Genomic DNA, 23,239 nt, shown 5'->3' on the forward strand with positions numbered 1-23,239 from the left:
TTTTAGCTTCCTGTAACTGCCTGACGTAGAGCTTTAATCATCATAAGAGAAGATGTCGCACCTGGGTCTTGGTGACCAATACTGCGTTCGCCAAGGTAGCTTGCGCGGCCTTTTTTCGCTTGCATCTCAATTGTTGAAACCGCACTTTTCTCTGCAATATCAACCATTTCATCCATCAAGTAATCAGGACTTACACCTTGTTCTAATGATGTTTTCATTGATGCTAGTACTGGCAACCAAACATCACACATGGTTTTATCACCCGCTTGTGCTTTACCGCGAGAAACCACGCCATCGACGCCACTTTTCAGGCCATCGATTAACTCTTCAAAAGAAAGTTGCTCACGAGTACCTAATGCTGCTGCTGTTCGGATAAATAGCGTGCCGTACAAAGGACCACTTGCCCCACCAACGCTCGAAAGTAACGTCATACCTGTCGTTTTGAAAATATTGCCGATAGGCTGCTTATCTTCTTTACTTGGCATTTTTTCAACGACTTTCTTAAAGCCACGGTTCATGTTCAAGCCATGGTCTGCATCACCGATATCACGGTCAAGATCGGTTAGATAATCTTGGTTTTCTTCATAAGCCTGAGCACACAGTTCAAGCCAGTTTAGGATATGTTGTTGTTCAATTTGCATTTGTCGTCCCCCGTATTACCACTTGATTGCTGCTGTATCTACTGGTGCGTCAAACAGTTCAATCATTTCTGCGTCTGCTTTCAGTAGAGTGATTGATACGCCTTCCATATTCAAAGACGTGCAGTAGTTACCCACCATGTTACGTGCGATACGGTAACCTGAGTTTTGGCAGTTCTCAGCCAAGCGACGGTAAACGCCATACAGCTCTGATTCTGGAGTCGCACCTAGACCATTTACGATCACGATGTAGTCGTTGTCAGCAGAAAAATCTTCAATAGTTGATTCCACTTCATCCCACATGCTTTCTTCACGGTTCCAAATACGCAAAGTACGAGTGTATGAAATGTTTTCGATGAGCTCAGCAAACATGCGGTCAACAAGTTCATCAGCACCAGTATATTTAGTACGCTCAATGCCTGGTTCACCATGAATACCAACACCAAACTCCACTTCATCATCTGCAAGAATGAACGAAGGCTTACCTGCAGCTGGAACCACACATGCACTCAAAGCAACACCGAATGAACGGCAGTTATTATTGATGCGACGAGCTAGCTCTTCACATTTTTCTAGTGAGTAACCTTTTTGCGCTGCTGCGCCGACAATTTTTTCAACTAAAACGGTACCAGCAACACCGCGACGTCCTGCTGTGTATAGGCTATCTTTTACTGCAACATCATCATCAATAAGAACAGAGCCGACTTTAATGCCATCAGCATCAAGCAGTTCTACTGCTGTTTCAAAATTCAACACATCGCCGGTGTAGTTTTTAATGAAGAACAGAACGCCTTCACCACTGTTGACCTGATTGCCACACTCGTACATTTGGTCTGGTGTTGGTGAAGTGAAAACCTCCCCTGGGCAAGCACCTGTTAACATGCCTTTACCAATAAAACCTGCGTGAAGTGGTTCATGTCCACAACCGCCACCAGAAACTAAGGCAACTTGTCCTGGCGTTTCTTCATGCCACATATAGCGAGGTTCATAGCTAACTTTAAGCTCTGGACGAGACATCGCTAAGCCTTCCATTTGCTGTTTTACAACGTCTTCAACATTATTAATTAATTTTTTCATCGTTCAGATCTCTGTAATTTAAAATCCATAATCGTAGGGCTGAGGTCATATTATGTTGACTCTTCGCCTGCTCAATAAATTTTTTTCAGCGTTCCATTTTGAAACAAAACAACCACCAACAACGTTTCAAAATGGAACATTAATTCCCACCTAAAACCCGAATAGTGATCGGTATTAACAAAATGGGCTATAGCCATTCTCGCAACCTTCACGCTTTGATACCGCCATCAAATATCAGGGGTTTTTATCCGCTTTTTTCTTCACCATTCCTCCCTCGCCTATTTAGGATGGCTTTAACGGTGAAACACAACAAACTCTACTAAAAGGTCTGAATGCATCATGGATAAAATCATTATTAGCCCAAGTAAATATGTACAAGGTGAAAACGTTCTAGGCTCAATCGCGAGCTACGTAAAAACCTTAGGTCTAAACCCTTTAGCGATTGCTGACGAGTTTGTAACTGGCCTAGTAGGCACAACAGTTAAAGAGAGTTTTGCAAAAGAAGAAATGCCTTTGGCGATGGATGTTTTTAACGGTGAATGTTCTCGCGTTGAAATTGATCGCCTAACCGATATTTGTGCAACTCAAAAAAATGACGTCATCATCGGTATCGGCGGTGGTAAAACATTAGATACAGCTAAGTCTGTCGCTTTCTACACTAAAATTCCTGTTGTTGTGGTACCAACTATCGCCTCAACTGATGCTCCAACTTCAGCATTAGCTGTAATCTACACTCCTGAAGGTGAGTTCGCTGAATACCTACTATTCCCTAAAAACCCAGATATGGTCATCATGGATACCGCTGTAATCGCGAAAGCACCAGTTCGTCTATTGGTTGCGGGTATGGGTGATGCGCTATCTACTTACTTTGAAGCTCGTGCAAACATGACTTCTGGTAAAGCAACAATGGCTGGCGGTGCACCTACGCGCTCAGCTCAAGCATTAGCGAAACTATGTTACGAAACACTGCTTGAAGATGGCCTAAAAGCAAAAATTGCAGTTGAAAATGGTGTGAGCTCTAAAGCGGTAGAAAATATTATTGAAGCAAACACTTATCTAAGTGGTATCGGTTTTGAAAGTAGTGGTCTTGCTGGTGCTCACGCGATCCATAACGGTCTAACTAAGCTTGAAGAGTGTCACCACCTTTACCATGGTGAGAAAGTAGCATTTGGTACATTAGTTCAATTGGTACTAGAAAACGCATCTCTTGAAGAAATCAATACTGTACTCGGTTTCTGCCGCTCAGTTGGCCTGCCAACTAACCTATTTGCAATGGGCGTGAAAGAACTGAACCACGAAAAACTTTATGAAGTTGCTCTTGGTGCTACAGCGGAAGGCGAAACTATCCATAACATGCCATTCCCAGTAACAGCAGACAATGTCTACGCAGCGATTTTAACTGCACACCAATTAGGTCAATAATTTCTTAAATTGAATCAAAGGCAAGCATTGGCTTGCCTTTTTTTATGTTTCTTATTCCCCGCTCGTTAATAAAGCTCAACGACTAATACTGCCTTTTTCTCACCCAATGAGCGAAAAGAACATAACGGTAATAAAACAACAAAACAAATATTGATTAAGCTCACAATGCTGATTAAAATTGAGACCAACATCACTATTAATTATTACTTTTTAGTCAGCTTTGGGGTTATTAATGAACAATTCATCAACTGCATCTACACAACCTTTATTTCAAGAAACCAAAATAACCAAACCATCTTGGGTTTCTGAAGCGCTCTCTTTTGCCAAAATGATCGCATTCATGACAGTGACTGTACTTGTTCTTGCATTGCTGTGGGTTTAGTTTCATCAACTCAATTAAACCCTGACGAAAAACGAAACTATCTATATAAAGCTGTCACAAAGTGGCTTCTGCATTAGAAGCCTACACCAAATACCTACACTTATTAGAAATGCTCATCGCCACTCATTCCTGAGTAATAAAGACTACGTATTTACCGTACGAATAAGTTAAAATGCTCGCCTCAATGACTTTCGAAATTCGCTTGTCGCCTTTAATCTATTCCCGATAAATAATAATGAAAGCAAAGTACCTTTTACTTCTTCTGTTGCTTGGCGGCTGCTCCACTGCGCCTCAACAACCTTGCATATGTAGCAATCCGTTACCTCCTGTGACAACAGCCCCTGTCAATCCAAACAACGATAAAGAAAGCGTTAATCAACTGCTGGCTTATATTGCTCAAGTGGCAAAAGACCGCTGGGGAGAAGATGACTTTGTTGAAGCGGGTAAACACCGATACGTAAAATATCTTGATGGTTATACCACTCGTGCTCATATCGACTTTGAAGCGGGTAAGATTTATGTATCGACAATCTCTCAATATCAACCTGAACATAAACTACAAAAAGCGATTGTTCAGACGCTTTTAATGCCAGCAGATCCTGCTAACGCTGAACTCTTTAGTGATAAAGAAGCAATAATAAAAGGTAAACCATTCTTGCTGGGTCAAGTTGTTGATCACGAGGGTAAACCGATTGAATGGGAATGGCGTGCTAATCGCTACGCTGATTACCTAATGGCGAATAAGTTACAATCGAAAAGCATCAAACGTGGCAACGCCTACTACGTGGAAATCACCATGGTGAAAGATCACCTAGAGCAACGTGAATACCAATATGCAGGGCTTATCCGTGATGCGGCTCAACGTTACGGATTATCGGAAGATTTGATCTATTCCATCATCAAAACAGAAAGTAGCTTTAACCCTTACGCAGTTAGCCATGCTGGAGCTTATGGTTTGATGCAGGTTATTCCAAAAACTGCCGGTGCAGATGTATTTAACCTAGTAAAGAAAAAGCCTGGAATTCCAACCAAGGAATACTTATTTGATCCGGCGAGCAACATTGATACAGGCGCTGCTTATTTTTATATATTGAAAAATCGCTATCTAAAAGATGTTAAGCATCCGACATCAATGCACTTTAGTATGATTTCAGCATATAACGGCGGAACTGGTGGTGTGTTATCAACATTTGATAGCGATCGTAAGCGAGCAATGGTCAAGCTAAACAATCTGTCGCCAAATCAAGTGTACGATGCATTAACAACGAAGCACCCTAAAGGGGAAGCTCGTCGCTATTTGCAAAAAGTACTCTACTTCCAGAAAGATTTTAGTGAAGGGAAACTGTAGTCGTTAGCTTATTACGATTCTCTCGTAAGCACTGGCTTATTTGCATAAAAAAGGCTTGGGATTCCCAAGCCTTTTTGCATCTAATTTTTTCCCGTCCTAACGTGTATTAATTTAAATCAAATGATCACATCTCATCCATCAACCGGGATGTCCATCAGCGCGCGGTGTCATCAACATATAACCAAATTTCATCACAAACAAACCGAATGCAAGAATCCAAAGCGCTCCACTGATATTAATAAACATCAGTAAATATTCAGGCCATAATGCGACACCAATACCTCGAACGACCGCTGAAATAATAATTGCTGCAAAAGCAATTCCCATCGTCGGCCCCTGATAGATATTTCGCCCAGTATGCCCCATGGTGACACGAGAGATCATAGCTAAAACCAAACCACCCAGTCCGCCAATAGCAAAGAGATGCAACATATTGTGTGTTGCAAATGGATTATCCCATAAGCCTCGAATCAACAGACTAGCTGGGATGCACAAATAACTCAGATGAAGAGACCACACCAACGGCTCTGACAAAGTACGCCAAGGCTTCCAACGTAACAAACGAACAAGCTGCGCAATCCCGGCGAAGATCATCAACGGCTGACCGATTTCAGAAAACGTAATCGGGAAAAAACTTAGCAAAAATAAGCCGACTAAAGGAAGATTCGCAGCCCATTCTAACCACGCCATAGGCTGCGCTTTTTCAAAGTTAAATCGACGAGCCGTAAAAAATGGAATGACTCGACCTCCCATGACTGAGAGTAATAACGTAAACCACCATAACATCGCCTGCCAAACTGCTGATGACGTAAACGGTGGCATACCTTTTATCGTCGCATAACTGGCAAAGTTAGCCACGATTGCTAATACAAATAATGGAATAAAAAAGAGATTTCTCCACCCTTTCGCTCGAATCACGCGCCAGCCAATCTCATAAGCAGTTAAAGCAAGAAATAACGCTTCAATACTAGAGATAATCCAAAGCGGTGTCTCAGTCCAAAATAACAACCTCGGCAACATCCATAGGGCCACGAGCATAGCTAATCGATATTGCTTCGTCCCATTCACTCCCGTCCAATTTTGAACAGCCGTAAGAACAAAACCCACTACAATTGCCATCGCAAAACCAAACAACATTTCGTGCACATGCCACCACAATGCTGGAACATGTAATTGCGGTGGTTGTCCTGTTTGGAACATCCATACCCACATCGCAATCGCAAAAATTGCGTAGACGGAACCGAGTAAGAAGAAAGGACGAAATCCGAGTCTAAGCACGGCAGGAATGGCTTCTTCCACTTTTTTATCTGTTATATTGAGCAAAACGTAACTCTCCCATAGAATTCTATGTAAGCGTAGAGCATATTTCGTTCCAACTTTTAAAGTTATTTAAATCAATATGTTAAGTTTAGTTATGGATGATAAGAAGTCATTTAGACCTATTACATATAGGTCACTTTGACTCTTTGAGGTCTTTTTAACTAAAGATATTTATTCGTTCTATTGTTATACAGTCATAAATATCATGGCATTCAACACGATACTCACCAAAATAGTTGAGGCCGTGAATCGTAATCTAAACTCAATCAAAGCACTGCGAGAGGAAAATAATGGCAATCTATATTTTTGGTTATGGCAGTTTAATGAACTCCGCTTCTCGCCAACTTACCGGTCAAACATCAGCAGCAGTTCCTAGTATTATCCACGGCTTTCGTCGCTCTTGGGGGAAGATTGATGATAGTTATAGCTTATCTCCTCTTGTTGTTGCTCGAGGTGATGGCCTAGTCAATGGTGTCTTACTCAAAGTTGATCAAAAAGAGTTGATCGAGTTTGACCGCAGAGAACGTGGCTATCATAGAGTTGCCGTCATGACAAAACAGATCGAATCACAGCTCATGATTCAAGATGAAGATGAGGTTTGGGTATACATCAAAAATGATGCTGTACCTCCGTGTGAATTGAGTCCAATTATGCAAACTTATGTCGATACCGTCATAGCGGGATGTTTAGAAATTTCCGAACAGTTCGCTCTCCAGTTCGTCGAACATACCATCGGCTGGCATCACCCATTAGAAAATGATCGTCATGCACCAAAGTATGGCAACCTTGCCGGTGTAACGACTGAGCATCATTCTGCCATTGACCGACTTGTCGCTCCAGTCATCACCAAGTTATAGCTCTCATACCCCCTCATTTTACACTTTCATATTCTCTATCAATTCAAATAAATGGGCAGAAAACAAACAGCTGCCCTTTTATCACTCAATAAGAAAAAGTGTTATACAGATCACATATTGTCTATATAATACGCGACCAACAAACCACCAGCTTTTGTCCTTTTTTTACTCACCTTGGTTGTTTGTTCCCGTACTAACTTCTTTGAGCATCAAACCATGGCATCGCACAATTCAGATCTAGATAAACGCATGAGCATAGTGGCATTAACTTGGCCGCTATTTGTAGAAATAATGCTTCGTACTGCACTAAATACCAGTGACGTATTTATGCTCAGTGGCTATTCAGACAAAGCGGTATCCGCTGTTGGCGTCATTTCACAACTCTCCTTTTTCCTGATCATTATTTCCACTATGGTCAGCAGTGGTACGGGTATCTTAATCGCACAATATAATGGTTCAGGTCGCGCTCAAGATTCAGCGCACGTTGCGATTGCCAGCCTAATCATGTCCGTAATGGTCGGTGCCTTTCTTAGCGTTTTCTCAGTAGTTGCTGCCTATCAGTTTCTCCCATTTTATGGGCTCGAAACTCAGGTTGAACAATATGCTCAGGAGTACCTAGTGATCAGTGGGGCGATGACGTTTAACATAACCATCGGTATCGTACTGACGACTATTTTGCGCAGCCATGGCTTTTCACGTTCACCAATGGTCATTAACTTAATTTCAGGGGTGATTAACATCACCGGTAACTACATCGCTTTATACCAACCATTTGGTATTCCAGTTTTTGGTGTTGCAGGCGTGGCGGTAGCGACAGTCACCAGCCAAGTTATTGGTACGCTACTACTTTGGGTGAAGATTCGAAAAACAACAATTGAATTACCGTTTGGAGAGTGGCGAATCATTCCAAGCACTATTTATAAGCGTATTGTTCGTATCGGTGTAATGAATGCCGGAGAAGCTCTCTCCTACAATGTTGCGCAGATCGTTATCATCTACTTTGTGGTGCAAATGGGAACCGCTTCCTTAGCTGCTTATACTTACGCACAAAATATTGCCCGCTTGTCATTTGCTTTTGCATTGGCCGTGGGTCAAGGCAGCCAAATTCAGACCGGCTATTTTATTGGTAGAGGTTGGATAGACTCAATTTTGAAGCGAGTACAACGCTATTTCGTTGTCGGTTTTATTGTTTCAACATCAGTCACCGTGCTCATTTACTTACTTCGAGACAGCATCATTCCTCTGTTCACGAAAGAACCGGAAATCGCAGCACTCACAGCTAGCCTTATCGCCGGCTCAATTTTGCTTGAATCAGGACGCGTATTTAATTTAATTTTTATCTCCGCGCTCAAGGCCGCTGGTGATATTAAATTTCCAGTTCAGATGGGAATCTTAAGTATGTGGGGACTGGGAGTATGTTTAAGCTACCTATTTGGTGTTCATTGGGGATATGGAGCCTTGGGTGCTTGGCTTGCTATTGCTATGGATGAATGGTTCCGAGGTATCGTTATGGCCTATCGCTGGCGTAGTAAAAAATGGACTCGTTACCAACTAACTTAAAACAAGCCTTTTTTAGGGCGGTAGCTATAAAGTGCTATCGCCTATTTAACCCCATCAACCTCTCATTTGATTCCGAAAATTGACTAATCAGGCGTACTATTAATTACTTGCTCAACTACTTCTCGTAACCAGATATTTTTATCTTCATTGCTGCGACTGGTATGCCAGAGCATAGCGATATCAAAATCAGGCACAATTACTGGTGGTTGAATCGCTATTAACTGATCATCAAACCCCTCAGCTAATGCCATTTTTTCAGGCACAATCGCTATCAAACGGCGGCTTTTTAATAAGTTTCGCACCGTCAAAAAATTACGTGATGCCACGGTTACTTTGCGCTTTAAGCCATGCTCTGCAAGCTTTTTGTCTACTTGTGTCATTAAGCTCCCATCAGGGCTAACCAAGGCTTGTTCTATATCAGCAAACTGCGCTAAAGAAAGAGGTGTGTATTCCTCTGTTACCCACGAGCGGTCACATAAACAAACATGCTTTTCGGTATAAAGAAACTGGCTATCAAAGTTATCATCCAGCACTGGCATACTGCCAATCAACACATCCAACTTTTCTTGCTCGGTTACAGCGATATAGTTACTACGGTTGACGTTGATAAAACTGATTTGAGCATCCGGCGCACGTTGTCTAATCTCATCATAAAGCATCGGCGCAAAAATAAACTCAGCGTAATCAGTTAAACCAATACGGCATACCCCTGTATATTTACTTGGTTCAAACACCGATTTAGTCAGTAAATTGGTCGCGATAGAATCCAATAAAGAATGAACAGTGGGAGCAATATGATGAGCATGCTCAGTAGGTTCCATCCTATGCCCTTTACGTTCAAACAGAGCATCATCAAGTAAAAGACGTAAACGCGCTAGGCTGTGGCTCATTGCTGATTGACTCACAAACGCTTTATCAGCCGCAATGCTCACACTCCGGTATCGGTACAAATAGGAAAAAGAGACAAGTAGGTTTAAATCTACATTTCGCCACGACACGTCTTCTGCCATTTTTTCACCCATATCACACTCATCCCATTTAATTCATAGATAAGATTAAAATTATCAATTTGAATCATTCTAGTGCATTTCATACAGTAACGGCAGTTCTTAACTATTCGTAATGGCTCTACATGTTCAACATTTTTAAAACTTTCTTTTGGTTAGGCTGGATCAGCTTTGGTGGGCCAGCGGCTCATATCGGTTATTTCCGTCAAACATTCGTCGAAAAACTAAAATGGTTGGACGATAGTGATTACGCACAGATTGTCGCGCTGAGCCAATTTTTACCAGGCCCAGGCTCAAGCCAAGTCGGATTTGCCGTTGGTTATAAACGAGGCGGATTACTCGGCGCTTGCGCGGCTTTCCTTGGCTTTACACTACCTTCCATCTTAATCATGCTGGCTCTGGCAATCGTCAGTAGCCAAATCACTGAAACTGAATTATTCCAAAATATTGTTCATGGTTTGAAACTACTCGCGGTGGTTGTCGTTGCAGACGCAATTTTAGGAATGTATAAAAATTTCTGTAAAGAGAAGATCTCTATCAGTTTATGCCTGGTTACTGCGGTTGCTCTACTGGTATTACCGAGTATCGGGACACAAATGGTTGTGCTTGCCATTGCTGCATGTATCGGTGCTCGATTGCTACGAGGAGAAGATGCCAGAGACAATGCCCCCTTTAAACCTAGCATCATGCCATTGGTTTTATTTGCTGTGTTACTACTTGGTATGCCTCTGATTGCTAGTCATTTCCCATTGTTAGCCTTGTTCAACGACTTCTTCCAAGCTGGTAGTTTGGTATTTGGTGGCGGTCATGTCGTTCTACCGTTATTGCAAAACATTGTGGGCGACCAACTTAGTCAGGATGCATTCTTAACTGGGTACGCCGCAGCGCAAGCGGTTCCGGGGCCAATGTTTACTTTTGCTACTTATATTGGTTATGAGTTGCTGCCGCAAACGCCGATTCTTGGAGCATTAGTTGCGACCATCGCCGTGTTTTTACCCGGCTTCCTGTTACTTCTTGGTGTGCTAAAGAATTGGCAATCTTTAGCTCAAAAACCAATGATTTCAGGTGCGGTTAGTGGTGTAAATGCCGCCGTAGTCGGATTATTGATTTCAGCGCTTTACCAACCTGTCTTTACTAGTGCGGTATATCAGCCATTGGATTTTGCATTGATTCTAGTGGGCTTTTACCTACTTAAACAATTGAAGCTGCCTATCATCTGGATGGTTATTTTCTTTATGACAGCTGGCGTTATCAGCGGTTTATAAACAAAAAAGAGACGCTAATCGCGTCTCTTTTTTATTTACACAGGGTTCCAGTTTTTGAGTTTAATGAGCCCCGAACACACGCCTACAGAACACGTTTCACGACCAACTATTTTCCACCGATATGGGTATGGTCATTATCCATCTCCCTGCATCCCCAAGGATTTGTATCCATCATTTTCATACCTCTTAAGTATAGAGTTCTGTTAGCACGCTCACTGATATGAATAAAAATACAACAACATAGATTCCCGAGTTTGAAAAACATGTTATTATTTAACAAATACATAACAAACAACAATAATAATCCTGATTACTAGGTCAATAACATGGAGTTAGAGAATGATTACACCTAACGAGTTAAATCAACCGACCTGCGCTCTCCCGCCACCAAATGAAATGATTTTAAAGTGGGCTAAGGAACGCCCCAATGAAATCTATCTAAAGCAGATTATCAATCGACAATTTGTCGAGTTCACTTACGCTGAAGTGGCCGAACAAGCACTGTCACTAGTCACGGCACTAAGAGAGCTTGGTCTACAACCAAGAGACAAAGTTGCCTTAGTATCCAAAAACTGTGCTGAATGGTTTATTTGTGACTTGGCTATGATGCTAGGTGACTTTATCAGTGTGCCTATTTTTCCTACGGCTGGCGCCGACACGATTGAATATTGTGTTACCCATAGTGAAAGTAAAGCTATCATAGCCGGGAAACTAGATGATCCGATCGCAACTCAACAAGTCATTGATAACCAGCCTCAACTGGTGAGTATTTCATTACCTTATTTGACCGCACCAAAATGTCAGCACGAGTTCACCTCGCTAGTCAAAAATTCTGAACCGAGTCAAGAACGTCCTCAACATTACGATGATAAGCTGATGTCCATTGTGTATACATCAGGGACATCAGGGTTACCGAAAGGAGCCATGCTAACTTTTGGCGCATTTAATTGGTCGGTACAGCAACTCATTAACCATATTGGTATTCAAGAGCAAGACCGTCTCTTCTCTTATCTACCACTGGCGCACATCACTGAGCGTGTTTATATTTTTGGCACATCCGTGATGGGAGGAGTAGAAACGGCGTTCCCAGAATCTTTGGATACTTTTATCGAAGATGTGAAAATGCAGCGCCCAACGTTGTTTATTTCAGTTCCTCGTTTGTGGACACTATTTCAACAACGTATTCAAGACAAACTGCCACAGAAAAAACTCAACTTTTTACTCAAGATTCCATTCGTTAATTCGTTGATTAAGAAGAAACTAGCAGATGGCCTAGGGTTAGATCAAGCTCGAGTGCTTGGCTGCGGATCTGCTCCAGTCTCTCCTGCACTATTAAAGTGGTATCACAGCGTTGGCCTCAATATAACTGAAGCTTGGGGGATGACTGAATCATTTGCCTATAGCACCATTAACTATCCGTTTCGTGCCGATAAAATAGGCTCTGTTGGTAATGCAGGTCCGGGAATAGAACTTCTAATCGCCCCTGATGAAGAGATTATGGTTCGAGGGCAAGGCCTTTTCTCTGGGTACTATAAAAATGATATTGCGACTCAAGAATCTTTCGATAGTGATGGCTGGCTGCATACTGGCGATATCGGCTCAATTGACAGTGATGGCTACTTAACCATCCAAGGACGTAAAAAAGATACATTTAAAACGGCCAAAGGTAAGTTTGTTGCCCCTGTTCCTATTGAGAAAAAACTATTTGAATACAGCCGTGTTGAAATGATGTGTTTGATTGGCTTGGGGCTACCGGGACCTATCCTTTTAGTGGTCCCTCATGACTTCCCTGACTTCGATCACGACCGTTATACACGCACCACTGAGCGTGTCATTGCGCGAATGAACAAAGACTTAGCATCACATGAGCGTATTAAAGGTGTTCTTATGATTAAGGACCCTTGGAGCATAGAAAATGGCGTGCTCACACCAACCCTGAAAATCAAACGTCATGTATTAGAACAACGATACCATGATATTGGCCATAACTGGCCTAAAGACAAATTAGTGGTTTGGGAGGAATAATAACTCCTAACTAAACGATTGAAGTCACAGGCTGATGACAAGCAAATAAATCGACGACTTCAAATGGGCGGTGTTTCGCGATAAGGGATTTTTCTCGATCCCTTATCGCTATTTCAATATGAGAACCTAGCCATAATCATCGAAACTGTTGTTTTACCCTTAGTTAACCTTAAGCTATCAGATTGAGCTATCCATCATAAGCCAACCTTATTCTTTTAGTAATTCGTTCAATACTAGTTTTCACACTCTAGCCCAATATCCTGAAGTAAATATCGATTTAAATATGGTAACTGTTGCGGCGTTTTAACGGATTTATTTTGATAAAACCTCCATGTAAATACCCGTTGGAATAAACTAATCTCGATACTAAATCGCAAATGAGCCCTCATTACGCTCTCCTCCCTAGTTGCACTTTTTTTCTATATGTCTTTATTATGTTCAGTCAATGAACAAGAATTGAACCATTATTTATTCGGCGCTGTATAAGTAGAGATTATGGATAATAGATTACGTCACCTCGCTGGTCTGAGGTATTTTGAAGCTGCAGCAAGGAAAAAAAGTTACAGTAAAGCGGCTGAAGAGCTATTTGTCAGCCAAGCTGCGGTTAGTCAGAAAATCCGCCAACTGGAGCAAGAACTGGATTGTAAACTCTTTGTTCGACAAGGCAGGGATATGCAGTTAACACCGAGCGGTCAAATGCTATTTCAGCAAGTTTCTCTCGGTTTTAATGAGGTAATAAAAGGGCTTAACCATATTCAATCAGAACCCATTGATGGTCTGCTGAAAGTCAGTGCTCCCCCTTCTTTCGCTTCTCGGTGGTTACTTCCTAGGTTATGGAAATTTTCAATGCAATATCCCAATATTCCAATTCAGGTCGATACGACATGTAAGGAGATCAGGCTTAACAATGGGGAAATGGACGTAGCAATTTGGCAAAGTGACACCATGGAAACCAAAGGTGGACTTAATATAGAGTTGTTATTTTCAGAGCCGCTCTACCCATTTTGCTCACCGCTTTTAGCTAACTCATTAAAGCTTACTAGGCCAGAACAGCTATTAGAGTGTTGGCTTATTCACTTCAAATGTGAATCTTTTTCTTGGCAAGATTGGTTTACTCAATCAGGTATATCTATGAACAAAGAGTCCGTTAAGTGGATGGAAGTCGAAACCTTTGACTTAGCAATGAGCGCGGTAATGGCTGGGCATGGAGCATGCTTAGCAACAGATAGTCTAGCTAATGACTTTACCCAAAGAAGCATGTTAGTAAAACCGTTTGATCTGGCTATGCAGCCAGGAATCAGTTTCCACCTACTCACTGAACCCAGCTCTCCGCGACAAGTCCGAATCAAAGCATTCACTCAGTGGCTAAAGACAGAGATCGATTGTCACCAGGAGACTTTGCTACCAAAACGTTCATAATACAGAAAGTTAATCTAATCATTCTGATGAAATAAACCCGTTTAATGGAATCATTAGAATACAAAAAGCCCCACTCGCTTTCGCTCATGGGGCTTTTTTCGTTATAGAGTTAACTTAAAGAATTACTTCTTCTCGTTACGCTCTTTAACTTCAGCAATTACTTGCTCAGCTACGTTGTTTGGACATGGTGCGTAACGTGCGAATTCCATAGAGAATTGGCCACGACCAGATGTCATTGTACGTAGAGTACCGATGTAACCAAACATTTCTGAAAGTGGTACGTCAGCTTTGATACGAACGCCAGTTAGACCAGCCATTTGGTCTTTGATCATGCCACGACGACGGTTAAGGTCACCGATTACATCACCAACGTGATCTTCTGGGCTGAATACGTCTACAGCCATGATTGGCTCTAGAAGTTGTGCACCAGCTTTAGGCATAGATTGACGGAATGCGCCTTTCGCTGCGATTTCAAATGCGATTGCAGATGAATCGACTGCGTGGAAGCCACCGTCAAGTAGTTCTACTTCAACGTCTAGAGTAGGGAAGCCAGCTAGTACGCCGTTTTCCATCATGCTAGCGAAGCCTTTTTCTACTGCAGGCCAGAATTCTTTAGGTACGTTACCGCCAACAACTGAAGACTTAAACGTGAAGCCTGAGTTTGGCTCACCTGGTTTAACACGGTAATCGATCTTACCGAACTGACCAGAACCACCAGACTGTTTCTTATGCGTGTAGCTATCTTCAACTTCTTTAGTGATAGTTTCACGGTAAGCAACCTGTGGTTTACCAACAGCCAAGTCAACACCGTAAGTACGCTTAAGGATGTCTACTTTGATGTCTAGGTGAAGTTCGCCCATACCTTTAAGGATAGTTTCGCCTGAATCTTCGTCAGTCTCAACTTGGAACGTTGGATCTTCTGCAACCATTTTACCGATCGCGATACCCATTTTCTCAGAACCGCCTTTATCTTTTGGCGTTACAGCAATTGAGATTACTGGTTCTGGGAAGATCATTGGCTCAAGAGTACACTCGTGCTTAGGATCACATAGAGTATGACCAGTCTTAACGTTCTTCATACCAACTACAGCGATGATGTCACCAGCTTGTGCAGTTGTTAGTTCAGTACGCTCATCAGCTTGCATCTCAACCATACGGCCGATACGCTCAGTTTTACCTGTCGCTGAGTTAAGAATAGTGTCGCCTTTGTTCATCACACCTGAGTAGATACGGATAAACGTTAGAGCACCGAAACGGTCGTCCATGATTTTGAACGCTAGCGCTTTTAGTGGCTCATCAGCAGAAACAGTTGCAACTTCGCCAGTTGGCTCACCAGTTTCTGGGTTAGTTAGCGGCTGAGGATCTACTTCTGTTGGAGAAGGTAGGTAAGCGATAACTGCGTCAAGAATTAGCTGCATGCCTTTGTTCTTGAACGCTGAACCACAGAACGTTGGGAAGAAAGTACAAGTACGAGTACCAGCACGGATACAACGTTTGATTTCTTCGATAGATGGCTCTGTACCATCCATGTACGCTTCCATTAGATCATCGTCTTGCTCAACAGCAGTTTCGATCATCTCTTCACGGTACATTTCAACGTCATCTACCATGTCTGCTGGAACTTCAGAGACAGTGTAGTTTTCTGGAAGACCAGAATCATCCCAAACGTACGCTTTACGCTCAAGAACGTCTACAACGCCCACGAAGTCATCTTCACGGCCGATTGGTAGAGTCATGATTAGAGGCGTAGCGCCCAGTACTTTCTTAATTTGTTCTACAACATTAAGGAAGTCTGCACCCATACGGTCTAGTTTGTTTACGAAGATGATACGTGCAACTTCTGAGTCGTTCGCATAGCGCCAGTTAGTTTCTGACTGAGGTTCAACACCGCCAGAACCACAGAATACGCCGATACCGCCATCAAGTACTTTTAGAGAACGGTAAACTTCAACTGTGAAGTCAACGTGTCCAGGAGTATCGATAACGTTAAAACGGTGGCCTTTCCAGAAACAGCTTACAGCTGCAGACTGGATAGTAATACCGCGCTCAGCTTCCTGTTCCATGAAGTCAGTAGTAGATTCACCATCGTGAACCTCACCAGTTTTGTGGATTTGACCTGTTAGCTTAAGGATACGTTCAGTGGTCGTAGTCTTACCCGCATCAACGTGCGCGAAAATACCAATGTTTCTGTATTTCGATAAATCTGCCATTGTCTTACTCTGTTAATAGGATATAAAATGCGCGCAGAGTATATCACATTCTGTCAAGACTGATACCCTTGCATGCTGCTATGTAAAAAAAATTTTTGATGGGTGAATTCACCCCAAAATAATAGCCAATTGTAGTATTTAGTAATGGAAAATCCCAGTATTTAACTTCTAATTAAAGTAAATTATTTAGGTTAAATTCACTTAAATCTCGTCAAAAGCTGCCAATGCTTCTGAAAGCTTTTTCACTCCATGAATTTGCATTCCCGAAATTCCACCTTTTGGCATGTTTGCAGCGGGCACAATTGCTCGTTTAAAACCATGCTTAAATGCTTCATTTAATCGTTCTTGACCACTTGGCACCGGACGTATTTCCCCAGCAAGACCAACCTCGCCAAAAACCACGACATCCTTAGGAAGCGGGCGATCTTTAAAACTAGAAAGTAACGCCATCACCAATGCTAAATCCACACTAGTTTCGGTGACTTTAACACCGCCAACTACGTTAACGAAAACATCTTGGTCTGCCATCTGTAAACCACCATGCTTATGTAAAACAGCCAAAAGTAATGATAGTCGGTTCTGCTCGAGACCAACCGCAACTCGGCGCGGGTTCGCTAATTGTGAATAGTCAACAAGAGCCTGTATTTCAACCAAGAGAGGTCGAGTTCCCTCCCAAACCACCATAACTGAACTTCCTGCGGTTTCTTCTTCACCTCGAGATAGGAAAATAGCGGATGGATTACTGACTTCACGTAGCCCTTGTTCTGTCATTGCAAAAACGCCGAGTTCGTTCACCGCTCCGAATCGGTTTTTATGGCTGCGCAGTGTACGAAAGCGACTATCTGTGCTGCCATCTAGTAATACCGAACAGTCAATAATATGCTCAAGTACTTTTGGCCCAGCTAATGTGCCATCTTTGGTCACGTGGCCAACCATGAATACTGCGACATTATTTTGTTTTGCATAGCGCGTTAGCGCCGTCGCTGATTCACGAACCTGAGCGACTGTACCTGGCGAGGATTGAACATCCGACACATGCATCACTTGAATAGAATCGATCACCATGATTTTTGGTTGTTCTTTTTCCGCAATCTGACAAATACGATCGACATTAGTTTCTGACAACATCTTAAGATTATCTTTCGGTAATCCTAATCGTGATGCGCGCATCGCTACCTGCTGGAGGGACTCTTCACCAGTGACGTAAAGTGTTGGCATTTGTGATGCGAGATAACACATGGTTTGCAGTAGCAATGTCGATTTACCCGCCCCCGGATTACCACCAATAAGAATGGCCGCACCAGGAACAACACCACCACCTAACACTCGATCTAATTCCTTAAAACCACTACTAAAACGCGGTACTTCTTGGAGGTTAATCTCTGATAAAGTTTGTACTTGCGTTTCACTAACACCACCAGCATAACCCGCTAAACGTTCATTTCGAGCCGCAGCTGGAGAAGCCGCTAAACGAACTTCACTAATGGTGTTCCAAGCACCACAAGCATTACATTGACCTTGCCAACGTGGGAAATCAGCACCACAGTCGTTACAAACATATGCTCGTTTTACCTTAGCCATAACACCTCTTTTATTTATTAATCACGATCGTTATCTAGTTACGGGTTATTTGAACTTGATTCAACGTTATATATCGCTAAAGATCTGCACTTCGAAGTCGATAATGAGAGCTAAAGGCACTTAAAAACCAAAAGCATGCAACAACCGGAAATTCTATCTATAGTCGAGCGGTTAATTCCCGCTTACCAAGCAGACGATTTTAACTATCTTCTTTCTCAAATGACAGAAGGCGAGCCTCCGTCGGTCAAAATCTTGGTCAAAATTGAACTCAATCGAGTGATGGCTTCTTGCACAAAAAGCATCGACCTACGTGGTCGTGTGCAAGGAGAATGCCGTGAATATCAACTTGATGGGCTGAAACATTGGCTTGATGATGTGGCTTTTAATGCCTATCACAAAAATACTCAAAAATTTGGCAGCTACACCGAAGGTGTATGGGAAGCACTGTGCAACACTCGAAACAACTTCCGAGTAATGAGTCAAAACAATAAAGCATCGTTAAACCACGTGCCTGCAACCAGCACAGAATTTGATGTTGAACCAATAACAATGGGCTACGATCTTAAGCGTAGAGAAAATCGTTTGAGGGTTATTTCTCAAATCGAGATTCAACTCGCCAATGATCAACTTGTTCATGCCGTCACTGTCGACATCTCACCATCTGGTGCTAAATTCAAAGTTCCTACTGCATTTGATTATAAGCTCGGCGAAATCGTTCAAGTCTCATTCATCGAATTAAGTCAAAACTGTCCGATTGCAGAGCTTGCTCAACCTTTCTCATACCGAATTGTTGGCATCGATGAATCTCATGAAAATGACGCGGTTCGATTTCTTCGCTTACTTTGTCTCAATCACTCAACGGTGATCGAAGAAGTGATTACTTATTGTCTAGAAAGTGAAATTAAAAAAACACGTCATGATAATCAAGATAAAGTCATACGTACACGGACACGCGGTTATGAACACGCATATTTAAAGCACACATGTAACCTCCCTATCTTCTTTAGTGGTAATGAACTAAAGATGGTATTAGTTACGGATAACAATCTCCCAATTTGGCAATATTGGCATGATGAACGTAACCAGCCAATGTTAAGTAACCTCTTCAACAAAGAACGAATGAGCATGCTCACCGCACCAGGTATGCGTGGATGTAGCAATGTACTCTATTCCTTTAAGCATGAACACCAAGGGCGAGAACTGTTTTTTTCAATGATGATGCCCGAGGCAGATCGTGAATTACGTCACTTATTTTGGCATGTTGGAGCAAGAAAAAAGAGCTGGAAAGCATTTCGTCTTTCCATTTTTGAACTATCTGACGAAGAAAAAGAACTGCTCGCAGAACAACGTAACGATATTGATGTAGAGACAGATCGTCTAACTCACTGTGGGTTTCTTCAAGAAATTGCGGATTTGAGTGCAAGCAAAGATTATTTGCTGTGTGAAAAACCACGAATAGCGACGAGCGAATTAAATCCATTTCGTCACGCTTTAAAAGCAAGTAGTACACCAGCTTGTGTCTACTTCGATGCTCAGAGCCGTCGTAATGAACCTCGTTTCATTTTTAAGTCTCCAATTGAAGTGATACTCAGCGACCAAGTCATTACTGGCAAAACAATCGATATATCTAAACGTGGTGTCAGTATTCAGCTCGACAAACCTCTATCAATTCGAGCCGGGGAACTATGCCACCTTAACTTTAAAGAGTTGCAACTTTACGATAAGAGCATTCCGTTAAGTAAGATCCCATACCAAGTAGTTCGAGTCAGTTCAGATAATACTCAGATCCAGCTTATGATGGATGGCAATAGCCAGTTACTCAAAACGGTCACCTTTTTTGGACGCCTAATTGAACACAATAAAGAAAAACTGAATCAGAAACATGAGCTACTACCAAGCAATGGTATTCTTGAAAGCTTACACAATATTTTGCTCGATAAAATGGTCAGTACACCGCTCTTTATCGAAAAGCGAGGTGCTAATTTAAGACCTAAGGTCATTGGGGTTAATTATCCTCTTTTGCCTCATTTGATGCTGCTAGCCAAACTCGGACAAGAAAAAAGCTTCTCAATGGATCCTATTTATAAAGGGCGTACTAATACTCTATTAGCGACACCAATGAAGCGCATCGTCGGCTCTGCACCTCAATACCATGAGTTGTATATCTCGGCTGCAAAATTTGGAACTCGTATTCAGTCTCTGGAAACAAAACTCTCGAGCGAATTTGAGTCAACAAAATTACGATTGTTGTTCATAAAAAAAGCGCAGATGATGGGGGAGTTTTACGCTTTACGCATCTGTGGAACACCTGTATTTGATCCGGTCACAGCACTACTTCGCAAAGACTTAGATGAACTGCTTGAAATCAGCCTGTATCAAGCTCGTAGTATCGAAAAAGAGATCACCTCGATTTGTGGTTACGGTGAGATCACAGATATTACCGAGGAAGTTCTCATTCGGTTGGAACTTACACAATAAAAAATAGCGAGATATTCTCGCTATTTTTTATTCTTCTCGATGACGTTAAGCAATTCTGGTTAACGTCATCGATTGATACGCCAACCTGATCATCATTTTTATTGCATTCTCTGATTCGGCTTCGGTGTATAACTTAGTCTTTGCTGCTTAACGAGCATTGCAGATAAGATACATAACACTCCACCTAAACCGCTATATCTCACTGCCGCTTGCGCTTGTTGCTCCACTTTAGGTTTAGCGTGATACGCAATTCCCAACCCAGCAACAGACATCATAGCAAGATCATTCGCCCCATCGCCGACCGCGACGGTATTGTGCGTTTCAATATCATAATGCTCAGCAAGATCTTCTAAAATATCGGCTTTGGTTTGTGCTGAAACGATATCACCAAGTACCTTACCTGTGAGTTTGCCATTGACGATTTCCAATTGGTTTGACTGAGCGTGGTCTAAACCAAGGGTCTCTTTAAGGTAATCAGAAAAATAGGTAAAACCCCCGGACGCGATTGCAGTTTTCCAACCAAGAAGATGCAATGTATTTACCAACTCAACAAGATCAGGCATCAAGGGCAGAGTTTCTCGAACGGTAGCAAGTATAGACTCATCAGCTCCGGCTAACTTCCCAACACGCTGACGTAGGCTCTCCTCGAAATCTAATTCTCCTTGCATTGCTCGTTCCGTCACCTCTGATACTTCATCACCCACTCCAGCTAATTTAGCGATTTCATCAATACACTCTATTTGAATGGCGGTTGAATCCATATCCATCACCACCAAGCCTGGCTTAGTGAGATCTGGAATATCACGTAATCGTGCATAATCGAGTTTCAATGATTGAAGTATTTTCTCCAGTTGAGGAGTTAAGTGACCAGCCATTAATGCGACCTCATATTGGCCTACTTTCCAAGCATCAATCACTGCATTATATTCGCCTGTATAATGATCAATCTCATCAAACTGCTCTGCAAACAGAGAATTAGAAAAGATAATCCAGTTCGCTTTCGCCTTATCTATATTATTGGAAAGGCGTATTTCTGGTAAGCGCTTGGCTAACGTCATGTGTTTGCGAATAGGTAAAATTTTCAACATATCCATGTAATTCATCCCTAAAAAATCTCTCATCACGTTAACCTATTGCAATTTACTAACGCAAGTCTCAATATTCACTATAGCGAAAATAACCTCTTTTAGGTGTTAAATGGACACTTCCCTGTTTTCTTTTCGTAATGCATTACGTGTGTTAGCGATCCTCGCTTTAGTTGCTATGGTTGGTGTCATTGCCGTGAATAGTGTAAAAATCACAAAAGGTAATGAAAAGATTCAAGCCAATCAGTTAGAGACTCTAACTAAAGTTTTAATTTCTCAAGCCGCTCTTTCGGCCAGTGAAATGATCATGCAACAAGATCAGGAGCGACTCCTGAAACTGACCAATCAATTAGCCATCGATAATTTGGTATTTGATACTGCTATATATAACTCTGAAGGCATTCGACTCGCTTCCAGTGATAAAGCCAAATCTGTCCGAGAAATTCTTGGGTTAGATACTCCTCTCGAAACAGCTCGGATCGGCAAACAACAATTAGTTGAACCCGTCTTCCATGATGGTGTAATTATCGGCTTTGTACGTATCACCTTCGAAACCGGTCGTGTCACCGCGGTTTCAGATCACTTTTATCGAAAGAGTGATCGTTATATGTATTCAATGGTGGGCATGAGCTTTATCGCTGGTTTACTGTTGAACCTCGTAGTCAGACGCAGAACAAGAAACAAAGGCGAGAACTTACTGCTCAAGAATGTTTAATTAATCACTTGATTTGCATACCTTAAAGATACAAAAAAGCCCTCAGCATTAATCTGGGGGCTTTTTATTTGAACGCTATATGTGATTCAACGATTAATCGTTGTCACCAATTAATACTGAATCCAATGCGATTAGCATCATTTCGTTGAACGTATTTTGACGCTCTTCTGATGATGTTTGTTCGCCAGTTTTGATGTGGTCAGATACAGTACAAATAGTTAAAGCTTTAGCACCGTACTCAGCAGCTACACCGTAAATACCTGCTGCTTCCATTTCAACACCAACGATACCGTACTTGTCCATTACATCGAACATTTCTGGATCTGGTGTGTAAAACAATTCAGCTGAGAATAGGTTACCTACTTTCACGTCAATACCGCGAGCTTTTGCTGCTTCTTCTGCAGCACGAACCATTTTGTAATCTGCAATTGCAGCAAAATCGTGATCTTTAAAACGAATACGGTTTACTTTAGAGTCAGTACAAGCACCCATACCGATAACAACATCGCGTACTTTGATGTCTTCGCTTACTGCGCCACAACTACCAACACGGATTACTTTCTTAACACCAAAGTCTTTAATTAGCTCAGTAACATAGATCGAGCATGAAGGAATACCCATGCCGTGGCCCATTACAGAGATCTTACGACCTTTGTATGTACCTGTGTAACCAAACATATTACGAACATCACATACTTGAACTACATCTTCTAGGAACGTTTCTGCAATGTACTTGGCACGTAGCGGGTCACCCGGCATTAGTACTACGTCAGCGAAAGCACCCATTTCAGCATTAATATGTGGAGTTGCCATTTGTGTATTCCTTTTCAAAAGATAAATAAGGCGTCAC

At 42.1% G+C, this 23,239-nt stretch carries 18 protein-coding genes; 10 read left to right on the forward strand and 8 right to left on the reverse strand.

Annotated features, from left to right (window positions below; translation table 11 throughout):
- Positions 1-2: 2 nt before the first annotated feature.
- Both dhaL and dhaK read right to left on the reverse strand, forming a co-directional pair.
- Positions 3-641, reverse strand: coding sequence for a dihydroxyacetone kinase subunit DhaL (dhaL, locus tag DZ860_RS04335; protein ID WP_120029696.1), 639 nt, complete (start codon positions 639-641; stop codon positions 3-5).
- A 15-nt stretch (positions 642-656) separates the two neighbouring features.
- The gene (gene dhaK / locus DZ860_RS04340; protein ID WP_120029697.1) at positions 657-1,715 is read right to left on the reverse strand and encodes a dihydroxyacetone kinase subunit DhaK; all 1,059 of its coding nucleotides are present in this window, start codon (positions 1,713-1,715) and stop codon (positions 657-659) included.
- A 339-nt stretch (positions 1,716-2,054) separates the two neighbouring features.
- On the opposite strand from dhaK, the gene DZ860_RS04345 reads away from it, so the two are divergent.
- From DZ860_RS04345 to mltC, 3 genes are all read left to right on the forward strand, one after another.
- Positions 2,055-3,137, forward strand: coding sequence for a glycerol dehydrogenase (locus tag DZ860_RS04345; RefSeq protein ID WP_120029698.1), 1,083 nt, complete (start codon positions 2,055-2,057; stop codon positions 3,135-3,137).
- A 232-nt stretch (positions 3,138-3,369) separates the two neighbouring features.
- Entirely contained in the window at positions 3,370-3,519 is a 150-nt protein-coding gene (locus DZ860_RS24375) for a hypothetical protein (RefSeq protein ID WP_165862846.1), read from the forward strand.
- A gap of 235 nt (positions 3,520-3,754) precedes the next feature.
- Positions 3,755-4,867: a membrane-bound lytic murein transglycosylase MltC gene (mltC, locus tag DZ860_RS04350; protein WP_120029699.1), complete on the forward strand. Its 1,113-nt coding sequence runs from the start codon at positions 3,755-3,757 to the stop codon at positions 4,865-4,867.
- Positions 4,868-5,005: 138 nt separating this feature from the next.
- Here mltC and DZ860_RS04355 read toward each other — a convergent pair whose 3' ends face one another.
- Positions 5,006-6,190 carry an NnrS family protein gene (locus DZ860_RS04355; RefSeq protein WP_120029700.1) on the reverse strand — a complete coding sequence of 395 codons (1,185 nt, stop codon included), beginning with the start codon at positions 6,188-6,190 and terminating at the stop codon, positions 5,006-5,008.
- Between the two features lie 293 nt (positions 6,191-6,483).
- On the opposite strand from DZ860_RS04355, the gene DZ860_RS04360 reads away from it, so the two are divergent.
- Entirely contained in the window at positions 6,484-7,044 is a 561-nt protein-coding gene (locus DZ860_RS04360; protein WP_207890600.1) for a gamma-glutamylcyclotransferase family protein, read from the forward strand.
- A gap of 216 nt (positions 7,045-7,260) precedes the next feature.
- Positions 7,261-8,604 carry an MATE family efflux transporter gene (locus tag DZ860_RS04365; RefSeq protein ID WP_120029702.1) on the forward strand — a complete coding sequence of 448 codons (1,344 nt, stop codon included), beginning with the start codon at positions 7,261-7,263 and terminating at the stop codon, positions 8,602-8,604.
- An 83-nt stretch (positions 8,605-8,687) separates the two neighbouring features.
- On the opposite strand, the gene DZ860_RS04370 is transcribed toward DZ860_RS04365, so the two are convergent.
- On the reverse strand, positions 8,688-9,614 hold the full coding sequence (locus DZ860_RS04370; protein ID WP_120029836.1) for a LysR family transcriptional regulator: 927 nt from the start codon (positions 9,612-9,614) through the stop codon (positions 8,688-8,690).
- Between the two features lie 122 nt (positions 9,615-9,736).
- Here DZ860_RS04370 and chrA point away from each other — a divergent pair, with 122 nt between their 5' ends.
- From chrA to DZ860_RS04385, 3 genes are all read left to right on the forward strand, one after another.
- Positions 9,737-10,876, forward strand: a complete 1,140-nt coding sequence (gene chrA / locus DZ860_RS04375) for a chromate efflux transporter (RefSeq protein ID WP_120029703.1) — start codon at positions 9,737-9,739, stop codon at positions 10,874-10,876.
- 339 nt (positions 10,877-11,215) lie between these two features.
- The gene (locus DZ860_RS04380; RefSeq protein ID WP_120029704.1) at positions 11,216-12,901 is read left to right on the forward strand and encodes an AMP-binding protein; all 1,686 of its coding nucleotides are present in this window, start codon (positions 11,216-11,218) and stop codon (positions 12,899-12,901) included.
- Between the two features lie 495 nt (positions 12,902-13,396).
- Complete coding sequence (locus DZ860_RS04385; protein ID WP_120029705.1) at positions 13,397-14,320, forward strand: LysR substrate-binding domain-containing protein; 924 nt, start codon at positions 13,397-13,399, stop codon at positions 14,318-14,320.
- A 122-nt stretch (positions 14,321-14,442) separates the two neighbouring features.
- On the opposite strand, the gene fusA is transcribed toward DZ860_RS04385, so the two are convergent.
- Together fusA and radA are read right to left on the reverse strand one after the other, a co-directional pair.
- Positions 14,443-16,530 carry an elongation factor G gene (fusA, locus tag DZ860_RS04390; RefSeq protein ID WP_120029706.1) on the reverse strand — a complete coding sequence of 696 codons (2,088 nt, stop codon included), beginning with the start codon at positions 16,528-16,530 and terminating at the stop codon, positions 14,443-14,445.
- Positions 16,531-16,731: 201 nt separating this feature from the next.
- Positions 16,732-18,111 carry a DNA repair protein RadA gene (gene radA, locus DZ860_RS04395; protein WP_120029707.1) on the reverse strand — a complete coding sequence of 460 codons (1,380 nt, stop codon included), beginning with the start codon at positions 18,109-18,111 and terminating at the stop codon, positions 16,732-16,734.
- 135 nt (positions 18,112-18,246) lie between these two features.
- On the opposite strand from radA, the gene DZ860_RS04400 reads away from it, so the two are divergent.
- Positions 18,247-20,589, forward strand: coding sequence for a PilZ domain-containing protein (locus DZ860_RS04400; RefSeq protein WP_120029708.1), 2,343 nt, complete (start codon positions 18,247-18,249; stop codon positions 20,587-20,589).
- Between the two features lie 98 nt (positions 20,590-20,687).
- Here DZ860_RS04400 and serB read toward each other — a convergent pair whose 3' ends face one another.
- Entirely contained in the window at positions 20,688-21,683 is a 996-nt protein-coding gene (serB, locus tag DZ860_RS04405) for a phosphoserine phosphatase (RefSeq protein WP_120029709.1), read from the reverse strand.
- Positions 21,684-21,786: 103 nt separating this feature from the next.
- Between serB and DZ860_RS04410 the strand changes: the two genes are divergently transcribed.
- Positions 21,787-22,389 (forward strand): YtjB family periplasmic protein, encoded by a 603-nt coding sequence (locus tag DZ860_RS04410; RefSeq protein WP_120029710.1) that lies wholly within the window; start codon positions 21,787-21,789, stop codon positions 22,387-22,389.
- 93 nt (positions 22,390-22,482) lie between these two features.
- Here the strand turns inward: DZ860_RS04410 and deoD are convergent, their stop codons facing one another.
- Positions 22,483-23,202, reverse strand: coding sequence for a purine-nucleoside phosphorylase (gene deoD, locus DZ860_RS04415; protein WP_120029711.1), 720 nt, complete (start codon positions 23,200-23,202; stop codon positions 22,483-22,485).
- Between the last annotated feature and the right edge of the window lie 37 nt (positions 23,203-23,239).

The organism is Vibrio sinensis (assembly GCF_003605645.1).
GTDB lineage: Bacteria > Pseudomonadota > Gammaproteobacteria > Enterobacterales > Vibrionaceae > Vibrio > Vibrio sinensis.

What these genes read in the sequence shown, in the direction of transcription:
- dhaL (WP_120029696.1), bottom strand. Translation starts at nt 641, where the DNA reads ATGCAAATTGAACAACAACATATCCTAAACTGGCTTGAACTGTGTGCT.
- dhaK (WP_120029697.1), bottom strand. Translation starts at nt 1,715, where the DNA reads ATGAAAAAATTAATTAATAATGTTGAAGACGTTGTAAAACAGCAAATG.
- DZ860_RS04345 (WP_120029698.1), top strand. Translation starts at nt 2,055, where the DNA reads ATGGATAAAATCATTATTAGCCCAAGTAAATATGTACAAGGTGAAAAC.
- DZ860_RS24375 (WP_165862846.1), top strand. Translation starts at nt 3,370, where the DNA reads ATGAACAATTCATCAACTGCATCTACACAACCTTTATTTCAAGAAACC.
- mltC (WP_120029699.1), top strand. Translation starts at nt 3,755, where the DNA reads ATGAAAGCAAAGTACCTTTTACTTCTTCTGTTGCTTGGCGGCTGCTCC.
- DZ860_RS04365 (WP_120029702.1), top strand. Translation starts at nt 7,261, where the DNA reads ATGGCATCGCACAATTCAGATCTAGATAAACGCATGAGCATAGTGGCA.
- DZ860_RS04370 (WP_120029836.1), bottom strand. Translation starts at nt 9,614, where the DNA reads ATGGCAGAAGACGTGTCGTGGCGAAATGTAGATTTAAACCTACTTGTC.
- chrA (WP_120029703.1), top strand. Translation starts at nt 9,737, where the DNA reads ATGTTCAACATTTTTAAAACTTTCTTTTGGTTAGGCTGGATCAGCTTT.
- DZ860_RS04380 (WP_120029704.1), top strand. Translation starts at nt 11,216, where the DNA reads ATGATTACACCTAACGAGTTAAATCAACCGACCTGCGCTCTCCCGCCA.
- DZ860_RS04385 (WP_120029705.1), top strand. Translation starts at nt 13,397, where the DNA reads ATGGATAATAGATTACGTCACCTCGCTGGTCTGAGGTATTTTGAAGCT.
- fusA (WP_120029706.1), bottom strand. Translation starts at nt 16,530, where the DNA reads ATGGCAGATTTATCGAAATACAGAAACATTGGTATTTTCGCGCACGTT.
- radA (WP_120029707.1), bottom strand. Translation starts at nt 18,111, where the DNA reads ATGGCTAAGGTAAAACGAGCATATGTTTGTAACGACTGTGGTGCTGAT.
- DZ860_RS04400 (WP_120029708.1), top strand. Translation starts at nt 18,247, where the DNA reads ATGCAACAACCGGAAATTCTATCTATAGTCGAGCGGTTAATTCCCGCT.
- serB (WP_120029709.1), bottom strand. Translation starts at nt 21,683, where the DNA reads ATGGATATGTTGAAAATTTTACCTATTCGCAAACACATGACGTTAGCC.
- DZ860_RS04410 (WP_120029710.1), top strand. Translation starts at nt 21,787, where the DNA reads ATGGACACTTCCCTGTTTTCTTTTCGTAATGCATTACGTGTGTTAGCG.
- deoD (WP_120029711.1), bottom strand. Translation starts at nt 23,202, where the DNA reads ATGGCAACTCCACATATTAATGCTGAAATGGGTGCTTTCGCTGACGTA.